Raw genomic sequence first — 24305 nt, forward strand, 5'->3', positions numbered from 1 at the left:
TCTTGTGCTGCACCAAAGTGTTGCAAAACTACGTCAAACGCGGAGAGCACCCCATGGATATTCGGTTGACAATTTTTTTTCCTAACCCTAATATTCAGTCAAATTCATGGAAACGTTTCCATGACGCGAACAAGTCAGCTTCGTTCCCCCAAATGGCCGACAAGGCCCAGGAGCCGAGGACACATGAAACAGCGCGACGCGCACCGGGCAATCCACGCAACGAGGCCACCGGCACCAGCCGGCGGCCCCGTTGCGCCGCTTGGCGCGCGCCGCAGGTTTTCCTGGTCGGGAGATGACCAGGCAAGGATGTAGCAGCGAGTAGCGGAAACACGACGCATGCCGCAGTGCGTCCGATTTGGCGGAGACACCGTAGCTAGGCGACGGTCATATTTATAAAAAAACAGGAGAAGACATGTACTACCCGAAGGCTAAACAGACTCTGATCAGCCTGGCAGTTGCCAGCGCATGTTCGGCATTCATCCCGGCATTCGCGCAAGAACAGGCGACCACGCCGGCCGAGACCGCGACCAGCGCCCCGAACCAGGCAACCGACGCCGCCAGCAACCCCACCGGCTCGATTACCGGCCCTGCGCAGTCGGGCACCCAGACCGTGGTCGTGACGGGCCTGCGCGCCAGCCTTGAATCGTCGATGAACCTCAAGCGCAACGCGCAGGGCTTCGTCGACGGCATCGTCGCCGAAGACATCGGCAAATTCCCCGACACGAACCTGGCCGAATCGCTGCAGCGTATCTCGGGCGTGTCGATCGACCGCGAAATCGGCGAAGGCTCGAAGATCACCGTGCGCGGCGTGGGCCCCGACTTCAACCTGGTGTTGCTCAACGGCCGCCAGATGCCGGTCTCGAACCTGGGCGACCGCAACGGCCGCGCCTTCGACTTCGCCAACATCGCCTCGGAAGCGATCTCGCAACTGCAGGTCTACAAATCGAGCCGCGCCGAGACCCCGACCGGCGGCGTCGGCGCGACCATCAACGTGATCACCGCGCGTCCGCTGTCGCGTCCCGGCATGCAGGCCAGCATCGGCATCAAGGGCGTGCACGACACCTCGGCCACCAACCTGCCGGACGGCCTGCAGAGCGGCGACAAGGTCACCCCTGAAGTCTCGGGCATCTACTCCAATACCTCGGCCGACGGCCGCTTCGGCATCGGCATCTCGGCCAGCTACCAGGAGCGCAACCTGGGCTACAACCGCGCCTCGGTGCCGAATGGCTGGAAAGGCCCGTTCCGCGGCGACGACACCCAGTGGGGCACGATCCCGCAACCGGATGCATCCGGCGCGACCCCCGGCATCGTCAACCGTCCGGGTCCGAACGACCTGTACCAGGTGCCGCAGAACCTGAACTACAACCTCTCCGGCGTGCAGCGCGAGCGCACCAACGGCCAGGTGGTGTTCCAGTTCGCCCCGAACAAGGACCTGACCACCACCCTCGACTACACCTATTCGGAAAACAGGATCCACACCCGCCGCAACGACATGTCGGCGTGGTTCAACTTCGGCCCGTCGTCGAGCAGCTGGACCGACGGTCCGTTCGCCGCGCCGCTGACCTACACCGAGATCATCCCGCTCGGCGTCAACGACATCGCCATGGGCGCCTCCGACTTCGCCACCAAGAGCGAGAACAAGTCGCTCGGCTTCAACGCCGCATGGCGCGTGAACTCGGCCCTGCGCCTCGAACTCGACGCCCACAGCTCGTCGGCCGAATCGACGCCGGACAGCCCATGGGGTTCGAGCAATGTGATCGGCACTGCGAGCTTCAGCCGCGGCAACACCACCGCCGACTTCACCCAGGACTTCCCGGTCCTCTCCATCGAAGGCGCCGACTTCCTGCGTTCGCCGCAGCAGGTCACCGGTTCGGTGTTCGAGAACGGCTACATGAAGACCGAAGTCGACCAGGTGCAGACCCACGGCAGCTGGAAGGTGCTGGAAGCGTCCGAATTCAAGTTCGGCGTCGGCGCCACCAAGGTGAAATACCGCTCGGCCTTCTCGGTCCAGCAGCGCGACACCTGGGGCGGCGCCACCCCGGACTTCAACTACCCGGCCAGCCTGTTTACCCCGGATAGCCTCTCGAAGTACTTCGACCAGGTCGACGGCAGCGGCAACCCGAACCTGTTCAACCGCTTCCACACCTTCAACTTCGGCCAGATCCGCGACATCGTGGCCCAAGCCTCGGGCCTGCCGCAGCTGTACCTGCCGAAGACCACCTACGACACCGATCGCCGGACGGAAGAAAAGTCGAAGAGCCTGTACCTGCAGTTCAACACCGAGTGGGATACCCGCTGGCCGATCAATACCGCGCTCGGCGTGCGTTATGAAAAGACCGACGTCAGGTCGAGCGCGCTGGTGCAGGTGCCGACCGCGATCAGCTGGGTCTCGCAGAACGAACTGCCGGTGCTGTTCGGCGATTCGGGCTTCACTACGCTGGACGGCAGCTACAACCACGTGCTGCCGAGCTTCGACGCCGACATCGCGTTCCGTCCCGACTTCAAGGGCCGCTTCAGCTATGGCGAGACCATCGGCCGTCCGCGCTACGACCAGATCGCCGGCGGCCAGGTGCTCGACACGCTGGCGCGCGTCGAAGGCGGCACCGGTTCGCAGGGCAACCCGGCGCTGGAGCCGGTCAAGTCGAAGAACATCGACCTGGCGCTCGAGTGGTACTACGGCCGCCAGAGCTTCGTCTCGATCAACCACTTCCGCAAGCACCTGGATAACTACGCCGGCCAGTCGCAGATCATCGCCCAGCCGTTCGGCGTGCGCACCCCGGTGGGCGGCGCTTACTGGAACGCGGCGCTGGCCAACGGCTGCGTGGTCGCAGATACCACCTGCATCCGCAACTACATCTTCCGCAACTTCAACGGCCAGGAAGGCGTGGTGCGCGGACCGGACAACGCGACCGGCGATGCCACCGGCACCATCACCGCGATCGGCTCCGATCCGATCGCGGACTTCCGCATCACCTCGTACTCGAACCAGAAGAAGGCGCGCATCCGCGGTCTGGAATTCAACGTCCAGCACATGTTTGGCAACAGTGGCTTCGGCATCCAGGCCAACTACACCTACGTCAATTCGGGCCTGAAGTACGACAACAACAGCTTCGGCGAGCAGTTCGCGCTGGTCGGCCTGGGCGACTCGGCCAACCTGGTGGGTATCTTCGAGAACGACAAGTGGAATGTGCGCGCGGCCTACAACTGGCGCGACGAGTTCCTGTCGTCGACCTTCGACGGCCAGGGCCCTAACCCGAACTATGTCGAAAAATACGGCCAGCTGGACCTGAGCATCGGCTACAACGTGAACGACAACCTGTCGCTGTCCTTCGAAGGCATCAACCTGACCGACGAGATCCAGCGCACCCACGGCCGCACCAAGAACCAGGTGCTGTTCGTGACGCAGTCGGGCCCGCGCTACATGGTGGCCGCACGCTACAAGTTCTGATCGGGCTTTGCCTGTGCCGTCGTTCGGGAGTAGACTTCCCGGATGACGGTATTGACGGCGGGTCGGCAACAGCCGGCCCGCCGTTGTCGTTTCACTGACACCCACTACAAGATAACGAGACATCCATGCCCAACATCGCCCTGCTGAACAATATCGAGCACAAGGACCTGCGCATCATCCACGGCCACCGCGCTGGCCTGGGCAGCGAGGTCGCCTGGGTGCCGACCTTCGCCGACGAATTCCGCTCTCTGCAGGCGCACTATCCGATCATTTTCCGCCAGCTGGACGACGGCGCCAACTACGAGGCGATCGCGCTGCTCGGCTTCCAGCAAGACGAGAACCTGTTCCTCGAGGACGGCCGCTGGGATGCGCCGCTGGTGCCGTGGCTGCACGAGCGCCTGCCGTTCTACATCGGCCGCAACGGCGACGAACTGATGATCCAGGTCGACCTGGATCACCCGCGCATCAGCACGACCGAGGGCGAACCGGTGTTCAAGCCACATGGCGGCAATACCGACTTGCTCGAGAAGATGAGCCAGACGCTGTCGAACATCCACAACGGCGTGCAGGCCAACGCGGGCTTCCTCGAGGCCCTCAAGCGTTACGAGCTGCTCGATGCCTTCGTGCTCGACATCGAATTCGACAACGGTGAAAAAGCCCGCGTGGGCGGCTTCTTCACCATCCATGAAGAACGCCTGGGAGCGCTCGACGGCGCAGTCATCGCCGAACTGCATGCTGCCGGCTACCTGGCGCCAATGTACTTCGCGCTGGCCTCGCTCTCGCACTTCCGCGACCTGATCGACCGCAAGAACCGCAGGAACGCGCGCGATGGCGCCGCCCGTTAGAGCAGTTCGCGAGATCGCCGGGCTGCGCCCCGCCGACCTTGGCCCTGAGATCCTCACATCCACCGAGCCGCTGCTCTTGCGCGGCCTGGTGGCCGACTGGCCGGTGGTACAGGCCGCGCGCACCTCGCCGCAGGCCGCCATCGCCTATCTGCGCCGCTGGTACGTCGACGCCACCGTCAACGCCATGCTCGGCGCGCCCGAGATCGACGGCCGTTTCTTCTACAACGAGGCGCTGGACGGCTTCAATTTCCAGCCCATGCGGGTGCGGCTCGACGCCGTGCTCGATGAACTGGAAAAGCACCTGGCCACGCCAAGGCCGCCGGCCATCTACGTCGGCTCCACCACGATCGACGGCGCGCTGCCGGGTTTCAGGGGCGAGAACGACGTCGACCTGGGCGCGCGCGACCCGCTGGCCAGCATCTGGATCGGCAACCGCACGCGCATCTCGGCCCATTACGATTTGCCGGACAACCTGGCCTGCATCGGCGCCGGCCACCGCCGCTTCACCCTGTTCCCGCCGGGCCAGCAGCACAATCTCTACGTCGGCCCGATCGACCTGACCCCGGCCGGCCAGCCCATCAGCCTGGTGGACTTCAGGAATCCCGATCTCGAACGCTTTCCGCGCTTCGCCCAGGCGCTGGAACACGCCCAGGTGGCCGAGATGGAGCCGGGCGACGCGATCTTCGTGCCCAGCATGTGGTGGCACCACGTCGAGGCGCTCGATGGCTTCAATGTGCTGGTGAACTACTGGTGGCGCCAGTCGCCGGACTGGATGGACACGCCCAATAACGCCCTGATGCACGCCCTGATGACGGTGCGCGACCTGCCGCCAGCGCAGCGCGCGGCCTGGGCAGAGCTGTTCCGCCACTATGTGTTCGAGGCCGATGCCGATACCGCGGCCCACATCCCGGAAGGCGCACGCGGCCTCTTGGCGCCGTTCGACGACGATGCCTCGCGCATGGTGCGCGCGCAGCTGCTCAAGCGGCTGAACCGATAGCCTCGGTCACAATGTAGTTCCCGCTCCCCCAAAAACGTCGTCCCCGCGAAGGCGGGGACCCAAGCTTGCATGCATCGCGATGAAGTATGCAGAACTTGGGTCCCCGCCTGCGCGGGGAGTCGTTACTGCCAGTGGCAGTAACGACGGTGTTCAGGCTGACTGGCTGCGCTTACTCGGCCGCGACCTTCTGCTTGTGCAGATTGGCGTACTTCACGCCGTAGTACATGATGAACAGGTAGCAGGCCGCCGGCACCAGGAAGGAGATCTGCAGGCCGATGGTGTCGGCCAGGATGCCCTGCGCGAACGGCACCACGGCGCCGCCGACGATGGCCATGCACAGGATGCCCGAGCCCTGGCCGGTGAACTTGCCCAGGCCATGCAGCGCCATGCTGAAGATGGTCGGGAACATGATCGAGTTGCACAGGCCCACCGCCACGATTGCCCACATCGCCAGGCTGCCCTCGGTGAAGGTCGCGGTCAGGACCAGCGCGATCGAACCGAGCGCGGTGACCGCCAGCGATTTGCCCGGGCTCACATAACGCATCACGGCGAAGCCGATGAAGCGGCCGACCAGGGCGCCGCCCCAGTACATGCTGACGTAGCGCGCCGCATCGGCGTGCGACAGGCCGGCGATGTGCGGCTCGCCGATGAAGTTGATCAGGAAGCTGCCGATGCTCACCTCGGCGCCGACGTACAGGAAGATGCCCAGCGCGCCCAATACCAGGTGGCGGTACGACATCGCGCCGCCCTTGGCGTCGACCGCGGCGGTCGATTCTTCGAAGGCGATCTTCGGCAGGCGCGCCATGGCGAACATCACCGCCAGCAGCACCAGTGCGGCGGCCAGGCCAAGGTAGGGGCCTTGCACGGCGGCGGCTTCGGCCGCACGGTGCGCGGCCTGTTCGGTTTCCGGCAGCAACGCCAGCTGGTCGGCCGAGAGCACCACGGTCGACAGGATCAGGATGCCGCCCAGCGCCGGCGCCACGGTGGTGCCGAGCGAGTTGAAGGCCTGGGTCAGGGTCAGGCGGCTGGCCGCGGTGCGCGCCGGTCCGAGGGCGGTGACGTAGGGATTGGCGGCCACCTGCAGGATGGTGATGCCGCTGGCCAGCACGAACAGCGCGAACAGGAACATGCCGTAGCCGCCGTTCGAGGCAGGGTAGAACAGGGCGCAGCCGGCGGCCGCGATCAAGAGGCCGGTGACCGCGCCATTCTGGTAACCCAGGCGGCGGATCAGGGCGCCGGCCGGCAGCGAAACGATGAAATAGGCGCCGAAGAAGCAGAACTGCACCAGCATCGCCTGCATGTAGGTGAGGGTGTAGATCGACTTCAGGTGCGGGATCAGGACGTCGTTCAGCGACGTGATCAGGCCCCACATGAAGAACAGGATGGTGACGATGACCAGCGCACCGGTGTGCTGGTTGCGCTCCCCTTCCACGGCCGCGCTGGCCACGGTGGGGTTCTGGATTGGGTTCTGCATGGAGTCTCCGTTGTTATTGCAGAGTAGCGATATGACCCGACAGCATAGCCGAAACCCCGCGCAGCGCGGGATATTGTTCGGTGATCAGGTAGGTCGGGATGCGCGACAGATAGTCGCCGAGACGCCCCTTGTCCTCGAAGCGCGCGCGGAATGCCGATTGTTCGAAGATGGGTCCCAGGCGCGGCACGATGCCGCCACCGATATACACGCCGCCGGTTGCGCCGAGGGTCAGCGCGACGTTGCCGGCCACGCTGCCCAGGATGGCGCAGAACACGTCGACCGAGCCGCGGCAATCGCTCGATGACCCGTCCAGCGCCGCCGCCGTGATGTCGGGCGCCTTGAGACGCTTGCCGGTGCGGGCCCAGTGGATCAGCTCCATGCCCATCCCGGACAGCAGGCGCTCGGCCGAGACGTGGCCGTATTCTCCCCACAGCGCTTCCAGGATCGACACTTCGTCGCGGGTGACGGGCGCGAAACTGACGTGACCCCCTTCGCCGGACAGCGGGATCCAGCGCTCGCCCGCCGGCACCACGCCCGAGACGCCAAGGCCGGTGCCGGGGCCGACCAGGCCGATCGTCCGGTTCGGCAACTCGATGCCGCCGCCGATCTGCCGGCGGCCGTCCTGGGCCAGGTGCGGCAGCGACATCGCCAGCGCGGCGAAGTCGTTCACCATCAGCAGGGTAGTCAAGCCCAGTTCGACGCGCAAGGCTTCGATCGAAAAGCTCCAGTGATGATTGGTCATCTTGATCTCGTCGCCCTCGACCGGATTGGCGATCGCGATCGCCGCATGGCGAACGGTGTCGACCGCGAATCCGCGCACCCTGGCATTGGCCAGGTAAGCGCGCATCGCCTCGCCCAGGCTCGGGTAGCCGGCGGCGGCCAGCACCTCGATGTCGTCGAACCCCGCGCCCGCAGCCGACTGCAGGGCGAAGCGCGCGTTGGTGCCGCCGACGTCGGCCAGCAGCCGCAGCCCAGTGGTCACCTCTTGCGTCATTTCAGTTCACCGCACTGCACGGCGCCTGCTTCCTTGGCCGCGCCGCCGGCGATCTCGATATTGGCGAAGGCCGCCGAGAATGCGGCATCGCTGGTGACGGCGAACGGCGTATCGACCTTGGCCAGGTCGAGGCCCTTGGCCTGGAAGCACGACAGCGGAATCGCGACGGTGTTCTTGGCGCCGACGGCCAGGCGCTTGAACAGGGCGGTCGCATCCAGGTCGACGCTGGTGGAACCCTGGCGCATCGACAGCGTCACCTTGCCGGCCGGCGCCTTGGCGACGATGGTGTCGAAGCGCAGCGCGCCATCCTTGACGGCAGCAGCCGGCAGCACGATGGCGCGTGCGCCGCGTGCTTCCAGCGTGGCCGGGCCGGTCCAGGCGCCGAGCTTTGCGTCCTGCTGGGTATTGACCTGGGCGGTGGTGACGGTAATGTTCGGCAGCTTGAAGCTGGCGTTCAGGTCGGCGCCGAGCACGGTGGTCTGCTGGCCGGAGCGGATCGCCAGTGGATAGCTCAGGCGGTCGGCCTGGCTGAACACGGGGAAGGTGTTGCCGGCGCTGCAGCCGCCTTGCGGATAGCTTTCATCGAGTTTACCCAGCTTGGAACGGGTGGCGACCTTCAAGCCATAACCGTAGGCGAACAGCGGCGCGTAATCCTTGTCGCCCACGTTCAGCTTGATCTGGCAGGCCGACTTCGGCCACGAGAACGGCAGCACGCCGCGGAAGTCGTGGCGCTGCTGGCCTTCGACCAGCAGGTCCGACACGCCCTTGCCCTCGGAGCCCGGCAGCCAGGCCGAGATGAAGGTGTCCGAGAGGTTGAGCAGGTCGTTGGCGAATACCGGACGGCCGGTGACCATCACCGTGACCACCGGCTTGCCCTTGCCGCCGACGGCTTTCAGCACGGCGAGGTCTTCCGGATAGCGGCTGCTGTGGCGCAAGGTGCCGGACGGGTGGATGTCGCCATCGCCTTCGGCATACGGACGCTCGCCGATGACGGCGACCACGACGTCGAATTTCGACACGTCGACGCCTTTCGCATCGAGGCTGAAGGTGACGTTGTCCTTGCCGGCCGCTTCACGGATGCCGGTCAGGATGGTGTCGGCATTCTTGAAGTCGGCATTGGTAGTGGCGGTGCCCTGCCAGGTGATCGACCAGCCGCCGCTCTGGTTCGACAGCTCGTCGGCGCTCTTGCCCACCACGAGGATCTTCTGGCCGCGCTTGAGGGGCAGGGCGGGCCCTTCGTTCTTGAGCAGCACCAGCGATTCGCGCACCGCCTGGCGCGCCAACGCGCGCGCCTGCATGGCGTCGTCCTTGCCGGCATAGGCGTTCTGCACCGGGCTCTTGTCGAACAGGCCGGCGCGCAGCTTGACGCGGATGATGCGCGACACGGCGTCATCGATGCGCGACATCGGGATCTCGCCTGCTTCGACCTGCTTGATGGTATTGGCGATGAAGGCCTTCCAGTCGTCCGGCACCATGATCATGTCGTTGCCGGCGTTGATCGCCTGGGCGCAGCTGTCGTTGCGGCAGCCCGTCACTTCGCCGATGCCGTTCCAGTCGGTGACGACAAAGCCGTCGAAGCCCATCTTGACCTTGAGGATGTCGGTCAGCGCATACTTGCTGCCATGGAGCTTGCCGTACGCCTTGCCGCTGGCCGTGTCGGTCCAGCTGTTAAACGAGGACATCACGGTCTGGGCGCCCGCCTCCAGGGCCGGGAAGTAGCCGGCGCCGTGGATGTTGATCAGGTCGCGCTCGGTGGTCTCGGTCACGCCGCGGTCCTTGCCGTTCCTGGTGCCGCCGTCGCCGATGAAGTGCTTGGCGGTGGCGATGGTGTTGGCGTCGTCCTTGAATGCGCCCTGCATGCCCTTGACGTATTCGCCGGCATAGCTGCGCACCACTTCCGGATGCTCGGCATAGCTTTCGTAGGTACGGCCCCAGCGGTCGTCGCGCACCACGGCCAGGGTCGGGCCGAACACCCAGGCGATGCCGGTCGCGCGCACCGCCCTGGCGGTGGCGGCGCCGATCTCGCGCATCAGCTGCGGATTGCGCGCCGCGCCCAGGCCGATATTGTGCGGGAACAGGGTGGCGCCCGGCACGTTGTTGTGGCCATGGACCGCATCCGTGCCCCACACCACCGGCACCTTGATCGCCATATCGGTCTTCATCGAGGCCTCGTGGTAGGCCTGGGCCAGCGCCAGCCATTCTTTCGCGTCGGCCGCCTTGTTATTGTTTGGCCAGCTGCCGCCGCCGTTCAGAACCGAACCGAGGTAGTACTTCGTCACATCCTCTGGCTTGGTGGTCTTGATCTCGGGCTGGGTCATCTGGCCGACCTTCTGGGCCAGGGTCATCTTGCCGACGATTTCCTGGACCCGCTTCTCGATCGCGTCGTCCTTCTTGATGGCGCTGGTCACGCGCGGCCAGTCGGCCAGTCTGGTGTCGACCGGAGCGGCGGCGCCGCAGATGGCCGGCAGGGCCAGGGCGATGGAGAGGGCCAGCGTGGAAGGACGAAGCTTGAAGGTCATGGGTTGTCTCGCTTTATTGTTCGTTGAAATAAACGCTTATTCGTAGAGGCTCATTCCTGGCGCAGGAAGGAACCATACCATTTGCCGCTGTTCTTCAGGCGGCGCTGCTGGGTGGCGTAATCGATGTGCACCAGGCCGAAGCGGCGCAGATAACCCTCGGCCCATTCGAAGTTGTCGAGCAGGCTCCAGGCGAAATAGCCCTTGATCGGCGCGCCCTGGTCGATCGCATCCTTCATGGCGGCCAGGTGGCGCATCAGGTAGTGGCGGCGCTGGACGTCGTCGATCTCGCCATCCGGGCCAACGCTATCCTCGAAGGCCGAACCGTTCTCGGTGACGTACATCGGGCCCGGGTGATAGTCGTTCTCGATGCGGGTGAGCAGTTCAGTGAAGCCTTCCGGCGACACCGGCCAGCCCATCGCGGTGATCTCGCCGCTGGTGGTCGGCAGCACTTTCGCGTCGAGCGGCGCGTGGCCGGCTTCGTGCTTGACCACTTCGGGGAAGTAGTAATTCACGCCCATGAAGTCGGTCTTGACGGCGATCGCTTCCATGTCGCCTGGCGCGACGTCGGGCGCCGCGGCGCCGAACCGTTCGCGCGTGGCTTCCGGATAGCCGCGGCCGAACAGCGGGTCGAGGAACCAGCGGTAGCGCAGGCCGTCGTGGCGCTCCATCGCGGCTTTGTCTTGCTCGCTGTCGCTGGCGGCGCGCAGCGGGTGCAGGCTGACCGCCATGCCCACCTTCGCATCCGGCACGTTGGCGCGGATCAGCGGCACCGCCTTGCCATGCGAGACCAGCACATTGTGCGCGACTTGCAGCGCGGCCTTGAGGTCGGTCTTGCCCGGCGCATGCCAGCCTTCGAAGTTGCCGATGATGGCCGTGCACCACGGTTCGTTGTGGGTGATCCAGTGCTTGACCCGGTCACCCAGCGTGCGCGTCATGGCGTCGGTGTACTCGAGGAAGGCGTCGATGGTGGCGCGGTTTTCCCAGCCGCCCGCATCCTGCAGCGCCTGCGGCAGGTCCCAATGGTACAAGGTGGCCCATGGTTCTAGGTCCCGTTCGAGCATGCCGTCGACCAGGCGCGAGTAGAAGTCCAGGCCCTTCTGGTTCGGCTGGCCCTTGATGCCGGTGTAGATGCGCGGCCAGGCGAACGAGAAGCGGTAGGCGTTCAGGCCCATGCCGCGCGCGATGTCGAAGTCTTCCGGCCAGCGGTGATAGTGGTCGCAGGCCACCAGGCCATCGGAGCCGTCGCGGATCGTGCCGGGGGTGGCGGCGAAGCGGTCCCAGATCGATTCCACGCGGCCGTCTTCACGGCCGGCGCCTTCGATCTGGTACGACGAGGTGGCGCAGCCCCACAGGAAATCGCGGGCAAAATCGCTGCGCTGCGGCGCGGAAGGCTCGGGTCGGTTGGCAGTGGTCATGGTCTCGCTTCAGGTTTTGGTGTTGTACTCAATTAAATTTTGGGACAGCTTAACAAGACATTGGAAAGCTTTCCAGTCTGGCGCCAAAAAAATGGCCGCATGCGGCCGTGGATGAGGCAAACACGCCTCACTCACTTTTACTCTTGCCTTTGCCCTTGCCGCTCTTGTCGCTTTTCGCCTTGGCGCCGACCCTGGCCAGCGAGGCGCGCATGGTCACGTCGACCGGGAAGCTGCGCGCCACCGGGCGCTTCAGGTCGTAGCAGCGGTTGAGCAGGGCGTTGATGCCGTTCTGCGTCATCTCGCGCCACGGCATGTGCACCGACGTCAGGCGCGGCGCCGAGAATTGCGCGCTCGGCGTGTCGTCGTAGCCGATCACCGACAGGTCGCGCGGCACGCTGATGCCGGCTTCCTGGAAGTACGACAGGGCGCCGACCGCCATCTCGTCGTTGGCGCAGAACAGGGCGGTGCACGGCGTCTTCGATTCGACCAGGGCCTTGGCGGCATGCCAGCCGCCCTGTGGCGAGAAGTCGCTTTCGACCAGCCACACCTTGTCGGTGTCGACGCCAGCGTCCTTCAGCTCGTGCATGAAGCCGTCGATACGGGCCACGTTGTCGACCAGCGCACTGGGGCCGGCGATGACGGCGATGTCGCGGTGGCCATGCTCGAGCAGGGTCTGCGCCGCCAGCCTGCCGCCTTGCGCATGATCGACCGTGAAGCACTGCTCCGGGATGTCCTTGAAGTCGTGGTTCAGCGCGACGATCAGGCGCCGCTTGCCGCCGAGGGCCGCGATGTCTTCGTCGAGCAGGGCGCTGGTCATCATGATCAGGCCATCGCAACCGCGCTCGATCAGGAACTCGATGCCCTCGATCGCCTGGTTGCGCGCGTCGCCCAGGCCGACGCCGAAGGCGACCACCATGTGCAGGCCGGCCGCGCGCAGCTCGGTGTCGATGATCTGCAGGATCGGCGTGTAGAAAGTGCCGGACAACACGGGGATGTAGACGCCGACCATCCGGCTGGTGCCGGACAGCAGGGCGCGCGCCGCGTGCGAGGGCCGGAAGCCCAGCTCGTCGATCGCCTTGCGCACGCGTTCGAGCGTGGCCGGCGATACCGAGCCCTTGCCGCTGACCACGCGCGAGGCGGTGCCGAGACCTACTCCAGCCAGCCGCGCTACGTCCTTGATTGTCGCCACCCGCGATCCTATCCGTTCAATGAGTTAATCAAAACAACCGTCAAGCATACTGCATCCGCGTGCGGATGGCACCCATCCGTCATAAGCGTTGCCCATTTTTAGGGTCGAATAACGAAACACGGCCCGTGTCGATCGCGAAGCGTACCGTCTGGCCGGATGCCAGCGAACGTCCATCGTGCTCGATGCACGACAGCGCCAGGCCACCGCAGTCGAGCCACACCACCTGGTGATTGCCCATCGGCTCGACCAGGGTGACCGTCGCGCTCAAGGGGCCGTTGTCGTCGATGTGGATGTGTTCCGGACGCGCGGCCAGCGTTACCGCACCGGCCGAAGCACTGCCCGCGAATGGCAACGTGATTGCACCGGCGCCGAAGCGGCCGTGCGCATCGACGCTTCCATCGATGAAATTCATCGATGGCGAGCCGAGAAAGCCCGCCACGAAGCGGTTGGCGGGCGTGTCATACACCTCGGCCGGCGTGCCGATCTGCTGGATGCGCCCCGCCTGCATCACCACGATGCGGGTCGCGAGCGTCATCGCCTCGGCCTGGTCGTGGGTCACGTAGATCATGGTCGAACCGAGCGTCTGGTGCAGCATTTTGAGTTCGCGCCGCAGTTCGGCGCGCAGCTTGGCGTCGAGGTTCGACAGCGGCTCGTCGAACAGGTAGACGCCGGCTTCGCGCACCAGCGCACGGCCGATGGCGACGCGCTGGCGCTGGCCGCCCGAGAGCTGCGATGGCTTGCGATCGAGCAGGGCGTCGAGCTGCAGCATCTCGGCCGTCTTGCGCACGCGGCGCTGCACTTCCGCCTTCGGCGTGCCGGAGATTTTGAGGCCGAACGACATATTCTTCTCGACCGTCATGGTCGGGTACAGCGCATACGACTGGAACACCATGCCGATGCCGCGTTCGCTCGGGTCGGCGTAGCTCATGTCGCGCCCGCCGATCTCGATTGCGCCGCCGGACAGGTCGATCAGGCCGGCGATGCTGTGCAACAGGGTCGACTTGCCGCAGCCCGAAGGCCCGAGCAGCACGAGGAATTCGCCCGGCTCGATCTGCAGGTCGAGATCGCGGATGATCTCGTTGCTGCCGCGGGTGATGCACAGTTTGCGCAGGTGGACGTTCGACATAGCGAGTTTAACCCTAGCCTTTCACGGCGCCGGCGGCGATGCCGCGCACGAACCAGCGTCCGGAGATGAAGTAGATCGCCAGCGGCACCGCGGCCGTCAGGATGGTCGCGGCCATATTGACGTTGTACAGGCGGGTGCCGGTGGTGGTGTTGATCACGTTGTTCAGCTGGACCGTCATCGGCAGGTTCTCGCGACCGGCGAACACCAGGCCCAGGATGTAGTCGTTCCAGACGCCGGTGACCTGCATGATCGCGGCCACGACGATGATCGGCAGCGACATCGGCAGCATCACTTGAATAAAAATGCGCCAGAAGCCGCCGCCGTCGATGCGCGCGGCCTGGAACAGCTCGTGCGGCACCGAGGCATAGTAGTTGCGGAACAGGAGTGTCATGAGCGGCATGCCGAAGATGACGTGGACGGCCACGATGGCCGGCAGCGAACCGAACACGCCGGCATGCGCCATCATCCACACCAGCGGATAGATCATGACCTGCACCGGAATGAAGGCGCCGGCCAGCAGCACGCCGAACAGCAGGTTGGCGCCGCGCGGGCGCCAGAACGACAGCGCATAGCCGTTGACGGCGCCGAGCAGGATCGGAATCACGGTGCTGGGCACGGCGATCGCCACCGAATTCCAGAAACCGTGACTCACCGCGCCCCAGGCCGCGCGCCATGGCTCGAGCGTGGCTGCAGCGGGCAGGGCAAACACGTTCCCCATGCGGATCTCGTCCATCGGCTTGAACGAGGTGATGATCATGACGTACAGCGGCAGCAAGAAGAACAGGGCGGCGCTGAACAGGAAGGCGTAGACGCCGAGGCGCGCCGGTGTGAACAGGCGCTTGCGGCGTGCTGCCTGGGTGGTTTGGCCGGACATGGGCGGCGCGACCGCCCGCAGCGAATGGTGGCTCACGCGTGGCCTCCGTTCAGGCGCGCGCGGCGGCTACGGGCATAGGCATACGGCGCGAGCAGGGCCAGCACCGGGAGCAGCAGCGTGACCGCGCCGGCCGAGGCCAGGCCGATGTTCGAGCGCAGGAACAGGTGGTCCATGATGAACTTGGCCGGCACTTCGCTGGCGATGCCGGGACCGCCCTGGGTCATCGCGACCACGGCGTCGAACAGTTTCACGACCGCGGTGGCCAGCAGCAGGAACACGGTGGCAACCGACGGCCCCAGCATCGGCAGGACGATCTGCAGATACACGCGCCAGGCCGGGATGCCGTCCAGGCGCGCGGCCTTGTAAATTTCGGGATCGATGCCGCGCAGGCCGGCCAGCATCAGCGCCATCACCAGGCCCGAGGCCTGCCACACGGTGGCAATCACGACGGTGTAGATCACCAGGTCCTGGTGCACGATCCAGTCGAACGAGAAGCCTGGAAATCCCATCTGGCGCACGGCGCCTTCGATGCCGCTGCCGGGCGCCAGCAACCATTGCCATACGAGGCCGGTGGCGATGAAGGACATCGCGTACGGGTACAGGAAGACGGTGCGCAGCAGGCCTTCGCCCTTGACGTTCTGGTCGATGAAGACGGCCAGCAGAAAGCCGATGATCATGCAGGCGACGATGAAGGCCACGCCGTAGACGGCGAGGTTGTGCAGCGACAGTAGCCAGCGCTCGTTGTCGAACAGGCGCACGTACTGCGCCGCGCCGATGAAATTATCGGACGGGAAGGTGCGCGAGGCCGTGAACGAGGTGCGCAAGGTCCACAGCGCGCCGCCGATGTAGGCGCCCAGCACCACCAGCGCCATCGGCAGCAGGGCAAAGTGGGGAGCAAGACGGACGTGGAGGCGTTGGGCAAGCATGGCGTCAGTATTTGAGGGCGTTGGCGATGCTGCGCTGGACCCGGTCGACGTTCATGTCCATATTCCAGTAGGCGGTCAGGATGTCCTGCATGGCGCCGTTCTGGTCCGGGGTCAGATAGACCTCGGTGACGCCCAGCTGGCGGCTGCGGTCCTTGATGATCTCGATGCCCTTCTGCGCGCACAGGTCGAGCTGCGACGCATCGGCATCTAGACGCACCGGGATCGAGCCTTTCAGCTTGCTGAACGAGACCTGCAGCTCGGGCTGCGACACGACGTTGGCCAGCAGCTGCTGGGCCTTGATCGCGTCAGCCTTGTTCGTGCGCGGGAAGACGAAGACGTCGCCCTGCATCAGGTAGGGCGTGTCGGGCTTGAGGCCGGGGATGCAGCCGTAGTGCTGGCCGGGCAGCTGGCCGGCATTGGTGAACTCGCCCTTGGCCCAGTCGCCCATCACCTGGAAGCCGGCGCGGCCAGCGATGAGCATCGCGGTGGCGTCGTTCCAGTTGCGGCCGGGCGAGCCGGGATCGACATAGGACTTCATGCGCTTGAAGGTGAGCAGCACATTGCGAAACTGTGGCGACAGGATGGTGGCCTGGTCGCGGTCGCGGATCACTTTCAGATACAACTCACGCCCGCCGATATTGGCCAGCAGGGCCGAGAACAGCACGGTCTCCTGCCACGACTGGCCGCCGTGGGCCAGCGGCACCAGGCCGGCGGCTTTGAGCTTGTCGAGGGCGGCGAAGAGTTCGTCGATGCTGGCCGGTTCCTTGTCGATGCCGGCCTTCTGGAAGGCGGCTTTCGAGTACCAGATCCAGGTCTGCATGTGGATGTTGAGCGGCACCGCGTAGTAGTGGCCGTCGTGCTTGATCACGTCGATCAGCGGCTCGGGCAGGATGCGGTCCCAGTCCTGGGCCTTGGCGACCAGGTCGACGTTGTTGAGCATGTTCTGCTCGATGACGTCGGTGAACTGCTTGGAGGTGTTGAACTGGGCGGCGGTCGGCGGATTGCCGCCGATGATGCGGTTGATGGTGACGGCGCGCGACTGGTCGCCGCCAGCGATGGCGCTGTCGATCCACACGCCGCCTGCGGCGCGATAAGCTTGGGCGACCTGCTTGACGGCGCTGGATTCGCCACCGGAGGTCCACCAGTGGATGACTTCCGCCTTGGGCGCGGCAGCGTTGGCCAATGCGAAGCCTGGCGCGAAAGCAGCGGCGCACAGCCATGCGCAGGCTGCAGCCAGGTTGCGGGGTGTGACCATCTTGTCTCCATTGATGCCGTTATTGTTTTGGTAAGTTTGGAAACGTTACCATCGGCTTGGCCCGACTATAGCATCGCGTTAATTCAGGGTCAAATTAAACTTGCAATATGTCATTTTGGCATGAATCTTCAGGAACGATTCAGGTTGGGCGTTGCTTGGGCCTCATATTTACGAGGATACTCCCGGGGAGCTAGGGGTATCGCTATGCCGTCGTGTGGCGACCTCATCATCATAATAATTAACTGAGAGACCGACCATGCACAACGCAATGGCCACCACCGAGATTTACCTGATCGCGATGCTGCTGATCTTCGCCGTTCCTTACCTGATCTGGCGGCTCGGCAATACCGATTACTGGGCGCCGCTGGTCATCGTGCAGATCATTACCGGTGTGCTGCTGGGGCCTGGCGTGCTGGGCAAGGCGTATCCGGAGTATTACAGCTTCGTCTTCAATCCCCAGGTCATTCAATCGCTGAACGGAATCGCCTGGTGGGCGGTGATGATCTTCGTGATGCTGGCGGGGATCGAGCTCGATCTCAAGAAGGCGTGGGAGCATCGGCGCGAGAGCAGTATCACTGCCGGGCTGGCGCTGGGCGTGCCGCTGGTGTTTGGCAGCGTTGTCGCGGCGGGGATGCTGGGGTTTGCTGGCTGGATCGGGCCAGAGGCGCAGGGATGGCAGTTCGTGCTTGGCGTGGGGATGGCTTGTGCGGTGACCGCGCTGCCTATCCTGATTCTGCTGATGGAGAAGCTGGAGATTTTAAGACAGCCGCTGGGGCAGAGGATTTTGCGGTATGCGAGCCTGGACGATATCGCCATCTGGGGCGTGCTGGCGCTGACTCTGCTCGATTGGGAGCGGGTGGGGCGGCAGCTGGGGTTCTTCCTGGTGTTTATCGTGGCGACCAAATTGTTTCGGCGCTTGATGGTGAGTATTCCGGAGCGGGATCGGTGGTTCGTGATGCTGGTCTGGCTGGTGATTTGCGGGTTTGCTGCGGATTGGGCGGGGCTGCACTATATGGTGGGGGCGTTCCTGGCCGGCGCGGTGATGGATGCGGATTGGTTTGATCAGAAGCAGCTCGATTTCTTGCGCCACAATGTGCTGCTGGTGTTGATGCCTGTTTATTTTTTGAGCACCGGACTGCGCACCAATTGGGCAGTCGGTGGGGCAGCGGTGTTCATTGCCGCGGCGGTGCTGCTGGCAGCGTCGGTGTCGGGCAAGCTGATGGGAGTGCGCATCGCCGGACGCATTCTTGGCTGGAGCAGAGAGGAGGCCTCGATCATTGGGTGGTTATTGCAGACCAAGGCGCTGATCATGATCATCTTTTCGAACATTTTGCTCGACAAGGGCGTCATTACCAGCGAGACGTTCACGGCGCTGCTGCTGATGGCGATCGGCAGCACGATGATGACGATTCCGGTGGTGTATCCCAAGCTGCGGCAAGGTGCAGAGCTATTGCTGAAAGCCAGATGAGCGCCAGCCGTTCATCAACATGAAGCCGTCCTCGGCCCCGGCAGGCACCTCGGGGCATCTCAAAAAATGCAAAATTACAAAGATTGCTAAGTATAATCTTGCCATCTGATACCTGGATCGACGACCTCAATGTACAAGCTACACAAATGCTATCGCTTGCTCACCTATTGGTTACTAGCGCCCCTGATCGCCTGGCCAATGATTGGGTTGGCCTTGATCAGTCATCGATTGAAGAACGAAATCACGCAGGCTGCCCTGGTCATCTCCAGAGTTCCTTTTTACCTGGGCGAGCGGGCGCGCTACCTCTTTTATCGACGACTGCTCATTTCCGTGGGCACCGATGTGACGTTCCGATATGGCGCATTCTTTCAGTACCGCAAAGCTCGGGTGGGCAACCGCGTCCTGATCGGTTACTTCAACACAATTGGGGAAGTGGATATTGGCGACCACGTACTTATCGGTGGGAATGTCAATCTATTATCCGGAATGGAGCAGCATGGCTTTCACGATCCGGACCGCCTGATCTGGGACACGCCTGGCAAGGGACGTCGTGTCATCAAGATCGGTTCGGATGTCTGGATTGGCAGTAATAGTGTCATCGGCGACGATGTGGGTGATCGCTGCGTGATTGCCACTGGAAGTGTCGTGGTGAAGCCGATTCCCGATCATTCTCTTGCCGGCGGCGTTCCAGCCAAGTTCATCAAACATATCTGACGGACGTTGACGTGAAATTTTCTACTGGAATAACGAGAATAGCCCAAACAAAAAGCCCAGCGATTGCTGGGCTAAGTGCTTGATTCAATTGGTGCCGACTGCAGGACTCGAACCCGCCACCTGATGATTACAAATCAACTGCTCTACCTGATGAGCTAAGTCGGCACATGATCGTTGAACAACAATTATACGCTATTTGATCCGGGTCAAGGTCGGACGTCCACCCTTCTTGGGCGGCTCATCATCCCCGCCAGGAACAGTGGGCGGCGCATCCGCCACCACCGGCGAATCCACACCTTTCGACGGCACCGCCGACAAGGCAGGCGCAGCCGGCGCACTCTCGGCCGAAGCACCCGACGCCTGTTCATCAGCCTCAGGCGCCGCGCCCACCTCGAACGCCATTCCCTGCCCATTCTCATTGGCATAAATCGCCAACACGTTATGAACCGGGATATAGATCTCCCGCGATACGCCATTGAAGCGCGCACGGAAGTGGATCGCGTCGTTGTCCATCTTCAGCCCCGACGTCGCGCCGTAGCTGATATTCAGGATGATCTCGCCCTTGCGAACATATTCCATCGGCACGGTGGTCCCCCCATCGACCTTGACGGCGATATAGGGCGTGAAGCCGCTGTCCGTGCACCATTCGTAGATAGCGCGCAGCAGGTAGGGTTTGGTGGAGATCTCTGCCATGGTGATGTTGTCTAGAAATACAGGCGTTTGCGCCAGTCTACCGGAAATCGTCCGACGGACGTCCAAAACCGGCGCGTGTGAAGCGATACAGCGAACAGAGGCGGAACGCAGAAGCATCCCACCCCAGAACACATCAACGACGCATCACTTTCTCGGACGGGGTCAGCGCCTCGATGTAGGCCGGACGCGAGAAGATACGCTCGGCGTACTTCATCAGCGGCGCCGCGGTCTTCGACAGCTCGATGCCGTAGTGGTCCAGGCGCCAGAGCAGCGGGGCGATTGCCACGTCCAGCATCGAGAACTCGTCACCCAGCATGTATTTGTTCTTGAGGAACAGCGGAGCCAGCGTGGTCAAGCGATCGCGGATTTCTGCGCGGGCCTTGTCGTGGTTCTTGTCGTTCGCCTTGTTGCGCTCGCTTTCCAGCGTGTGCACGTGGACGAACAGCTCTTTCTCGAAGTTGAACAGCATCAGGCGGGCACGGGCGCGCATCAGCGGGTCGGCCGGCATCAGTTGCGGGTGCGGGAAACGCTCGTCGATGTACTCGTTGATGATGTTCGATTCGTACAGGATGAGTTCGCGCTCGACCAGGATTGGCACCTGGCCGTACGGGTTCATGGTCGAAATATCTTCCGGCTTGTTGAACAGGTCGACGTCGCGCACTTCGAAGTCCATGCCCTTTTCGAACAGGACGAGGCGGCAGCGTTGGGAGAACGGGCACGTGGTGCCGGAGTAGAGAACCATCATGGTTTATAGTTCCTTAAGAAACAAAGGGGTGTAGCGCCAGGGGAACTTTAGTGGCTCCCTAACACTCACCCCAGAAAAATGATTGCCCGTATTATAGCCAACCGGGCAAGGAAAACGAATTACTTCACTTCTTTCCAGTACGATTCGTTCAAACGCCAGGTCAAAAAGACGAAGACGGACAGGAACAGCAGCACGATCACACCCAGCTTTTTGCGGGTAGCCTGGGCCGGTTCGGCCATCCAGACCATATACGCGACCAGGTCGGCAGTGGCTGCGTTGAACTCCTGCTCACTCATGGTGCCCGGCGATACTTGCTCGTAGCCGGCGAACTTCTGCACCATCTTGCCTGGCTCATGCGGATCGGCTTCTTCGGCGAACTTGGCGGTACGAATCCCCTGCTGCTGCCACATCGCATGCGGCATTGCAACATTCGGCACCACCATATTATTCCACCCGGTCGGGCGGGTTTCGTCCTGGTAGAAGCTGCGCAGGTAGGTGTACAGGTAGTCCGCGCCCGAGCCAGCCGGCGACGCTTTTGCGCGCGCGATCACCGATAGGTCCGGCGGTACCGCGCCAAACCAGGCCGCTGCATCTTTCGGGCGCATCGCCGTCGTCATCATGTCGCCGACCTTGTCGGCAGAAAACAACAGATTGTCACGAATCTGGTCTTCCGACAGGCCCAGGTCGCGCAGGCGGTTGTAGCGCATCGAGGCCGCTGCGTGGCAATTCAGGCAATAGTTGACGAAGATCTTGGCGCCATTCTGCAGCGATGCCATGTCGTTGCGGTCCGGTGCGCGGTCCAGTGGTATGCCACCCTCGGCGGCGAAAGCCAGTCCCGGCACCAGCGCCAGGACTGCAATCAGTTTCTTTGCAAACAATTTCATGTCGTGTCCTTGTGCTCTTGTCCGGTGATCAATGCGGGGTGAAGGTGACACGGGTCGGCACCGGCTTGAAGGTGCCCATCGTGCTCCACCACGGCATCAGGAGGAAGAACGCAAAGTAGGCCAGCGTGCACACTTGCGAAATCAGGGTGAACGCGGCGGTCGGCAACTGGGTGCCCAGGTAGCCGAGGGTCACGAACACGAGCGCAAACAGGGCGTACACCCATTTGTGCCAGTTCGGACGGTAGCGCAGCGATTTCGCCGGCGAGTGGTCGAGCCATGGCAGGCCGGCGATGATCATCACCGACGAACCGAACAGCACCACGCCCCAGAATTTCGCGTCCAGCACCTGCGGCAGCATGCCGATGATCAAGAGGAGGCCGACCACGGCGATGATCGCCTTGGTGCGGAAGGCCAGCCGCGATTTCAGCCAGATGAAGGCTACGTACAGGGCGACGCCGGCCATCAGCACGTACATGAAGTCGGCCGTGGTCGCGCGCAGCACCGAATAGAACGGGGTGAAGTACCAGGTCGGCGCGATGTGGGCCGGGGTCTTCATCGAGTCGGCCGGCAAGAAGTTGTTGTACTCCAGGAAGTAGCCGCCCATCTCGGGTGCGAAGAACACGACTGCCGAGAACAGCAGCAGGAAGACCGACACCCCGAACAAGTCCTTGGTGGTGTAGTACGGGTGCGATGGGATCGAGTCGAGCGGGTGGCCGTCCGGGCCCAGGTGTTCCTTGACCTCGATGCCGTCCGGGTTGCTCGAGCCCACTTCGTGCAGCGCCGTCAGGTGGGCGGCCACCAGGCCGATGATTACCAGCGGCAGCGCGATCACGTGGAAGGCGAAGAAGCGGTTCAGGGTGGCGTCGGAGACCACGTAGTCGCCGCGGATCCACAGCGACAGGTCTTCGCCGATCACGGGAATCGCGCCGAACAGGTTGACGATCACCTGGGCGCCCCAGTACGACATTTGCCCCCATGGCAGCAGGTAGCCGAAGAAGGCCTCGGCCATCAGGCACAGGAAGATGCCGAAGCCGAACAGCCAGACCAACTCGCGTGGCTTGCGGTAAGAGCCATACATCAGCCCGCGCGCCATGTGCAGGTAGACCACGATGAAGAAGGCCGAGGCGCCGGTCGAGTGCAGGTAGCGCACCAGCCAGCCCCATGGGACTTCACGCATGATGTATTCGACCGAGCCGAAGGCCAGCGCGGCGTCCGGCTTGTAGTGCATGGTCAGGAAGATGCCGGTGACGATCTGCAGCACCAGCACCAGGGCCGACAGCGAGCCGAACAGATACCAGACGTTGAAATTCTTGGGGGCGTAATACTTGCCCCATTGATCGTTCCACAGTTTCGATGCGGGGAAGCGGTCATCGACCCAGGCCAGGGCTTTCTCTGCTACCGGCGCGTCGGCCGGTAGCTTGGTCTCCTTGAATGCACCCATCTTATGCCTCGCCTTTCTCGTCTTTACCGATCACCATTTTGTTATCGGACAGATACATATACGGGGGGACATCCATATTCGTCGGCGCCGGCTTGTTCTTGAACACGCGCGCCGAGAGGTCGAAGGTCGAGCCGTGGCAGGGGCATAGGAAGCCGCCCGGCCAGTTGTCGGGCAGGTTCGGCTGTGGGCCGGAGGCCAGGCGGGAAGAGGGCGAGCAGCCCAGGTGGGAACAGATGCCGACCGTGACCAGCACTTCCTTGTGCTCGGCACGCGAGCGGAAGGCGTTCTTGGCGTATTCCGGCATCGGCAGCTGGAACACCTTGTCGGAGGCGGGATCGGCCAGTTCGCCCTGGTCCTTCTCGAGCGTGGCCATCATTTCGGGGGTGCGGCGCAGGATCCAGACCGGTTTGCCGCGCCATTCGACGACTTTCATTTCACCGGGAGCGACGTCGGAAATGTCGACTTCAACCGGGGCTCCCGCCGCTTTTGCGCGCTCGGAAGGCTGGAAGGTGCTGACCAGGGCTCCCGCCGTGGACACGCCGACGACGCCACCGGCCGCGCACGTCGCGACCAGCAATCCGCGTCGACCCGGATCGACCTGCTTTTCATTACTCATACCAACCCCACTCCGTGAATATACGAATTTTAAGAATTAATAGCGAGCTTCCAGCATCCAAAATTATATGTGAACGGCAATACCTGAGGGAAAAAAATTGTCTGGGCTACACGCTTTAGCAGAATGGTCTTTTGTGCTCCTGCAGCATTTGACCGAAAGACAGCCCCCGGAGCGTTCGGGTATCATGCAAAGGCTTGTATCAACAACAACCAGGGGAGTCCCAAATGGCGATGATGGAAGAGTTCAAGAAGTTTGCGATGCGCGGCAATGTGATCGACCTTGCCGTCGGTGTGATCATCGGTGGCGCGTTCGCGCGCATCACCGACTCGCTGGTCAAGGACATCGTCATGCCGCCGATCGGCGCCGTACTTGGTGGCCTTGACTTCGCCAACTATTATATTCCTCTCAATAACCAAGGCTATAACCTCCCCTTGGCAGAGGCGCAAAAGGCCGGTGCTGTGTTGGCATACGGTAACTTCTTGACGATCTTGCTGAACTTTATCCTGCTGGCCTTCATCATCTTCCAGATGGTGCGCGTGATTAACCGCCTGCGCGGTCCGGCCGAGGAGGCCAAGCCTGCTGCCGCAGTGACGCCGGAAGATATCATCCTGTTGCGCGAAATCCGGGATTCCCTCAAAAAGTGAAAGACGACCTGGTCCACGAACTGCGGCGTCCGCATCCG

General features: G+C 63.3%; 20 protein-coding genes and 1 tRNA gene. 6 read left to right on the forward strand and 15 right to left on the reverse strand.

What is annotated here, in order from left to right; genetic code table 11:
* Positions 1 to 412 precede the first annotated feature (412 nt).
* The 3 genes from AC3A6F_RS19895 (at position 413) to AC3A6F_RS19905 (ending at position 5290) form a co-directional block, all read left to right on the forward strand.
* Entirely contained in the window at positions 413 to 3448 is a 3036-nt protein-coding gene (locus AC3A6F_RS19895; protein ID WP_487683928.1) for a TonB-dependent receptor, read from the forward strand.
* A gap of 125 nt (positions 3449 to 3573) precedes the next feature.
* A complete protein-coding gene (locus AC3A6F_RS19900) occupies positions 3574 to 4293 on the forward strand; it encodes a SapC family protein (RefSeq protein WP_487683930.1) in 720 nt (239 codons plus the stop codon).
* Positions 4277 to 5290, forward strand: a complete 1014-nt coding sequence (locus tag AC3A6F_RS19905) for a cupin-like domain-containing protein (protein WP_487683933.1) — start codon at positions 4277 to 4279, stop codon at positions 5288 to 5290. The genes AC3A6F_RS19900 and AC3A6F_RS19905 overlap by 17 nt, the downstream gene beginning before the upstream one ends.
* Positions 5291 to 5459: 169 nt before the next feature.
* On the opposite strand, the gene AC3A6F_RS19910 is transcribed toward AC3A6F_RS19905, so the two are convergent.
* The 9 genes from AC3A6F_RS19910 to AC3A6F_RS19950 form a co-directional block, all read right to left on the reverse strand.
* Positions 5460 to 6764 carry a sugar MFS transporter gene (locus AC3A6F_RS19910; protein ID WP_487683936.1) on the reverse strand — a complete coding sequence of 435 codons (1305 nt, stop codon included), beginning with the start codon at positions 6762 to 6764 and terminating at the stop codon, positions 5460 to 5462.
* 13 nt (positions 6765 to 6777) lie between these two features.
* The gene (locus AC3A6F_RS19915; RefSeq protein WP_487683939.1) at positions 6778 to 7758 is read right to left on the reverse strand and encodes a glucokinase; all 981 of its coding nucleotides are present in this window, start codon (positions 7756 to 7758) and stop codon (positions 6778 to 6780) included.
* Complete coding sequence (locus tag AC3A6F_RS19920; protein ID WP_487683942.1) at positions 7755 to 10277, reverse strand: glycoside hydrolase family 3 protein; 2523 nt, start codon at positions 10275 to 10277, stop codon at positions 7755 to 7757. Before AC3A6F_RS19920 ends, AC3A6F_RS19915 begins: the two co-directional genes overlap by 4 nt.
* 50 nt (positions 10278 to 10327) lie before the next feature.
* Positions 10328 to 11692 (reverse strand): GH1 family beta-glucosidase, encoded by a 1365-nt coding sequence (locus tag AC3A6F_RS19925; RefSeq protein ID WP_487683945.1) that lies wholly within the window; start codon positions 11690 to 11692, stop codon positions 10328 to 10330.
* A 127-nt stretch (positions 11693 to 11819) separates the two neighbouring features.
* Positions 11820 to 12881 carry a LacI family DNA-binding transcriptional regulator gene (locus AC3A6F_RS19930; protein ID WP_487683948.1) on the reverse strand — a complete coding sequence of 354 codons (1062 nt, stop codon included), beginning with the start codon at positions 12879 to 12881 and terminating at the stop codon, positions 11820 to 11822.
* Between the two features lie 79 nt (positions 12882 to 12960).
* Positions 12961 to 14007, reverse strand: coding sequence for an ABC transporter ATP-binding protein (locus AC3A6F_RS19935; RefSeq protein WP_487683951.1), 1047 nt, complete (start codon positions 14005 to 14007; stop codon positions 12961 to 12963).
* Positions 14008 to 14020: 13 nt separating this feature from the next.
* Positions 14021 to 14881, reverse strand: coding sequence for a carbohydrate ABC transporter permease (locus tag AC3A6F_RS19940; protein ID WP_487684183.1), 861 nt, complete (start codon positions 14879 to 14881; stop codon positions 14021 to 14023).
* A 32-nt stretch (positions 14882 to 14913) separates the two neighbouring features.
* Positions 14914 to 15807 carry a carbohydrate ABC transporter permease gene (locus tag AC3A6F_RS19945; RefSeq protein ID WP_487683954.1) on the reverse strand — a complete coding sequence of 298 codons (894 nt, stop codon included), beginning with the start codon at positions 15805 to 15807 and terminating at the stop codon, positions 14914 to 14916.
* Positions 15808 to 15811: 4 nt separating this feature from the next.
* A complete protein-coding gene (locus tag AC3A6F_RS19950) occupies positions 15812 to 17062 on the reverse strand; it encodes an ABC transporter substrate-binding protein (RefSeq protein WP_487683957.1) in 1251 nt (416 codons plus the stop codon).
* A 256-nt stretch (positions 17063 to 17318) separates the two neighbouring features.
* Here AC3A6F_RS19950 and AC3A6F_RS19955 point away from each other — a divergent pair, with 256 nt between their 5' ends.
* Together AC3A6F_RS19955 and AC3A6F_RS19960 are read left to right on the forward strand one after the other, a co-directional pair.
* Complete coding sequence (locus tag AC3A6F_RS19955; protein WP_487683960.1) at positions 17319 to 18530, forward strand: cation:proton antiporter; 1212 nt, start codon at positions 17319 to 17321, stop codon at positions 18528 to 18530.
* A 129-nt stretch (positions 18531 to 18659) separates the two neighbouring features.
* Positions 18660 to 19244 carry an acyltransferase gene (locus tag AC3A6F_RS19960; protein WP_487683962.1) on the forward strand — a complete coding sequence of 195 codons (585 nt, stop codon included), beginning with the start codon at positions 18660 to 18662 and terminating at the stop codon, positions 19242 to 19244.
* A gap of 89 nt (positions 19245 to 19333) precedes the next feature.
* Here the strand turns inward: AC3A6F_RS19960 and AC3A6F_RS19965 are convergent.
* The 6 genes from AC3A6F_RS19965 to petA all read right to left on the reverse strand — a co-directional run bounded on the left by AC3A6F_RS19965 (position 19334) and on the right by petA (position 23623).
* Positions 19334 to 19409, reverse strand: a tRNA-Thr gene (locus tag AC3A6F_RS19965).
* Between the two features lie 27 nt (positions 19410 to 19436).
* Positions 19437 to 19937: a ClpXP protease specificity-enhancing factor gene (locus tag AC3A6F_RS19970; protein ID WP_487683965.1), complete on the reverse strand. Its 501-nt coding sequence runs from the start codon at positions 19935 to 19937 to the stop codon at positions 19437 to 19439.
* 133 nt (positions 19938 to 20070) lie between these two features.
* Complete coding sequence (locus tag AC3A6F_RS19975) at positions 20071 to 20682, reverse strand: glutathione S-transferase N-terminal domain-containing protein (protein WP_005663771.1); 612 nt, start codon at positions 20680 to 20682, stop codon at positions 20071 to 20073.
* Positions 20683 to 20801: 119 nt separating this feature from the next.
* Entirely contained in the window at positions 20802 to 21566 is a 765-nt protein-coding gene (locus AC3A6F_RS19980; protein WP_487683968.1) for a cytochrome c1, read from the reverse strand.
* A 28-nt stretch (positions 21567 to 21594) separates the two neighbouring features.
* The gene (locus AC3A6F_RS19985; RefSeq protein WP_487683971.1) at positions 21595 to 23007 is read right to left on the reverse strand and encodes a cytochrome b; all 1413 of its coding nucleotides are present in this window, start codon (positions 23005 to 23007) and stop codon (positions 21595 to 21597) included.
* Between the two features lies 1 nt (position 23008).
* The gene (gene petA, locus AC3A6F_RS19990) at positions 23009 to 23623 is read right to left on the reverse strand and encodes a ubiquinol-cytochrome c reductase iron-sulfur subunit (RefSeq protein ID WP_487683974.1); all 615 of its coding nucleotides are present in this window, start codon (positions 23621 to 23623) and stop codon (positions 23009 to 23011) included.
* A 224-nt stretch (positions 23624 to 23847) separates the two neighbouring features.
* On the opposite strand from petA, the gene mscL reads away from it, so the two are divergent.
* A complete protein-coding gene (gene mscL / locus AC3A6F_RS19995; protein ID WP_320473225.1) occupies positions 23848 to 24267 on the forward strand; it encodes a large conductance mechanosensitive channel protein MscL in 420 nt (139 codons plus the stop codon).
* The last annotated feature ends 38 nt before the right edge of the window (positions 24268 to 24305 follow it).

It is taken from the genome of Massilia sp. Soil_C_3 (genome assembly GCF_057657035.1).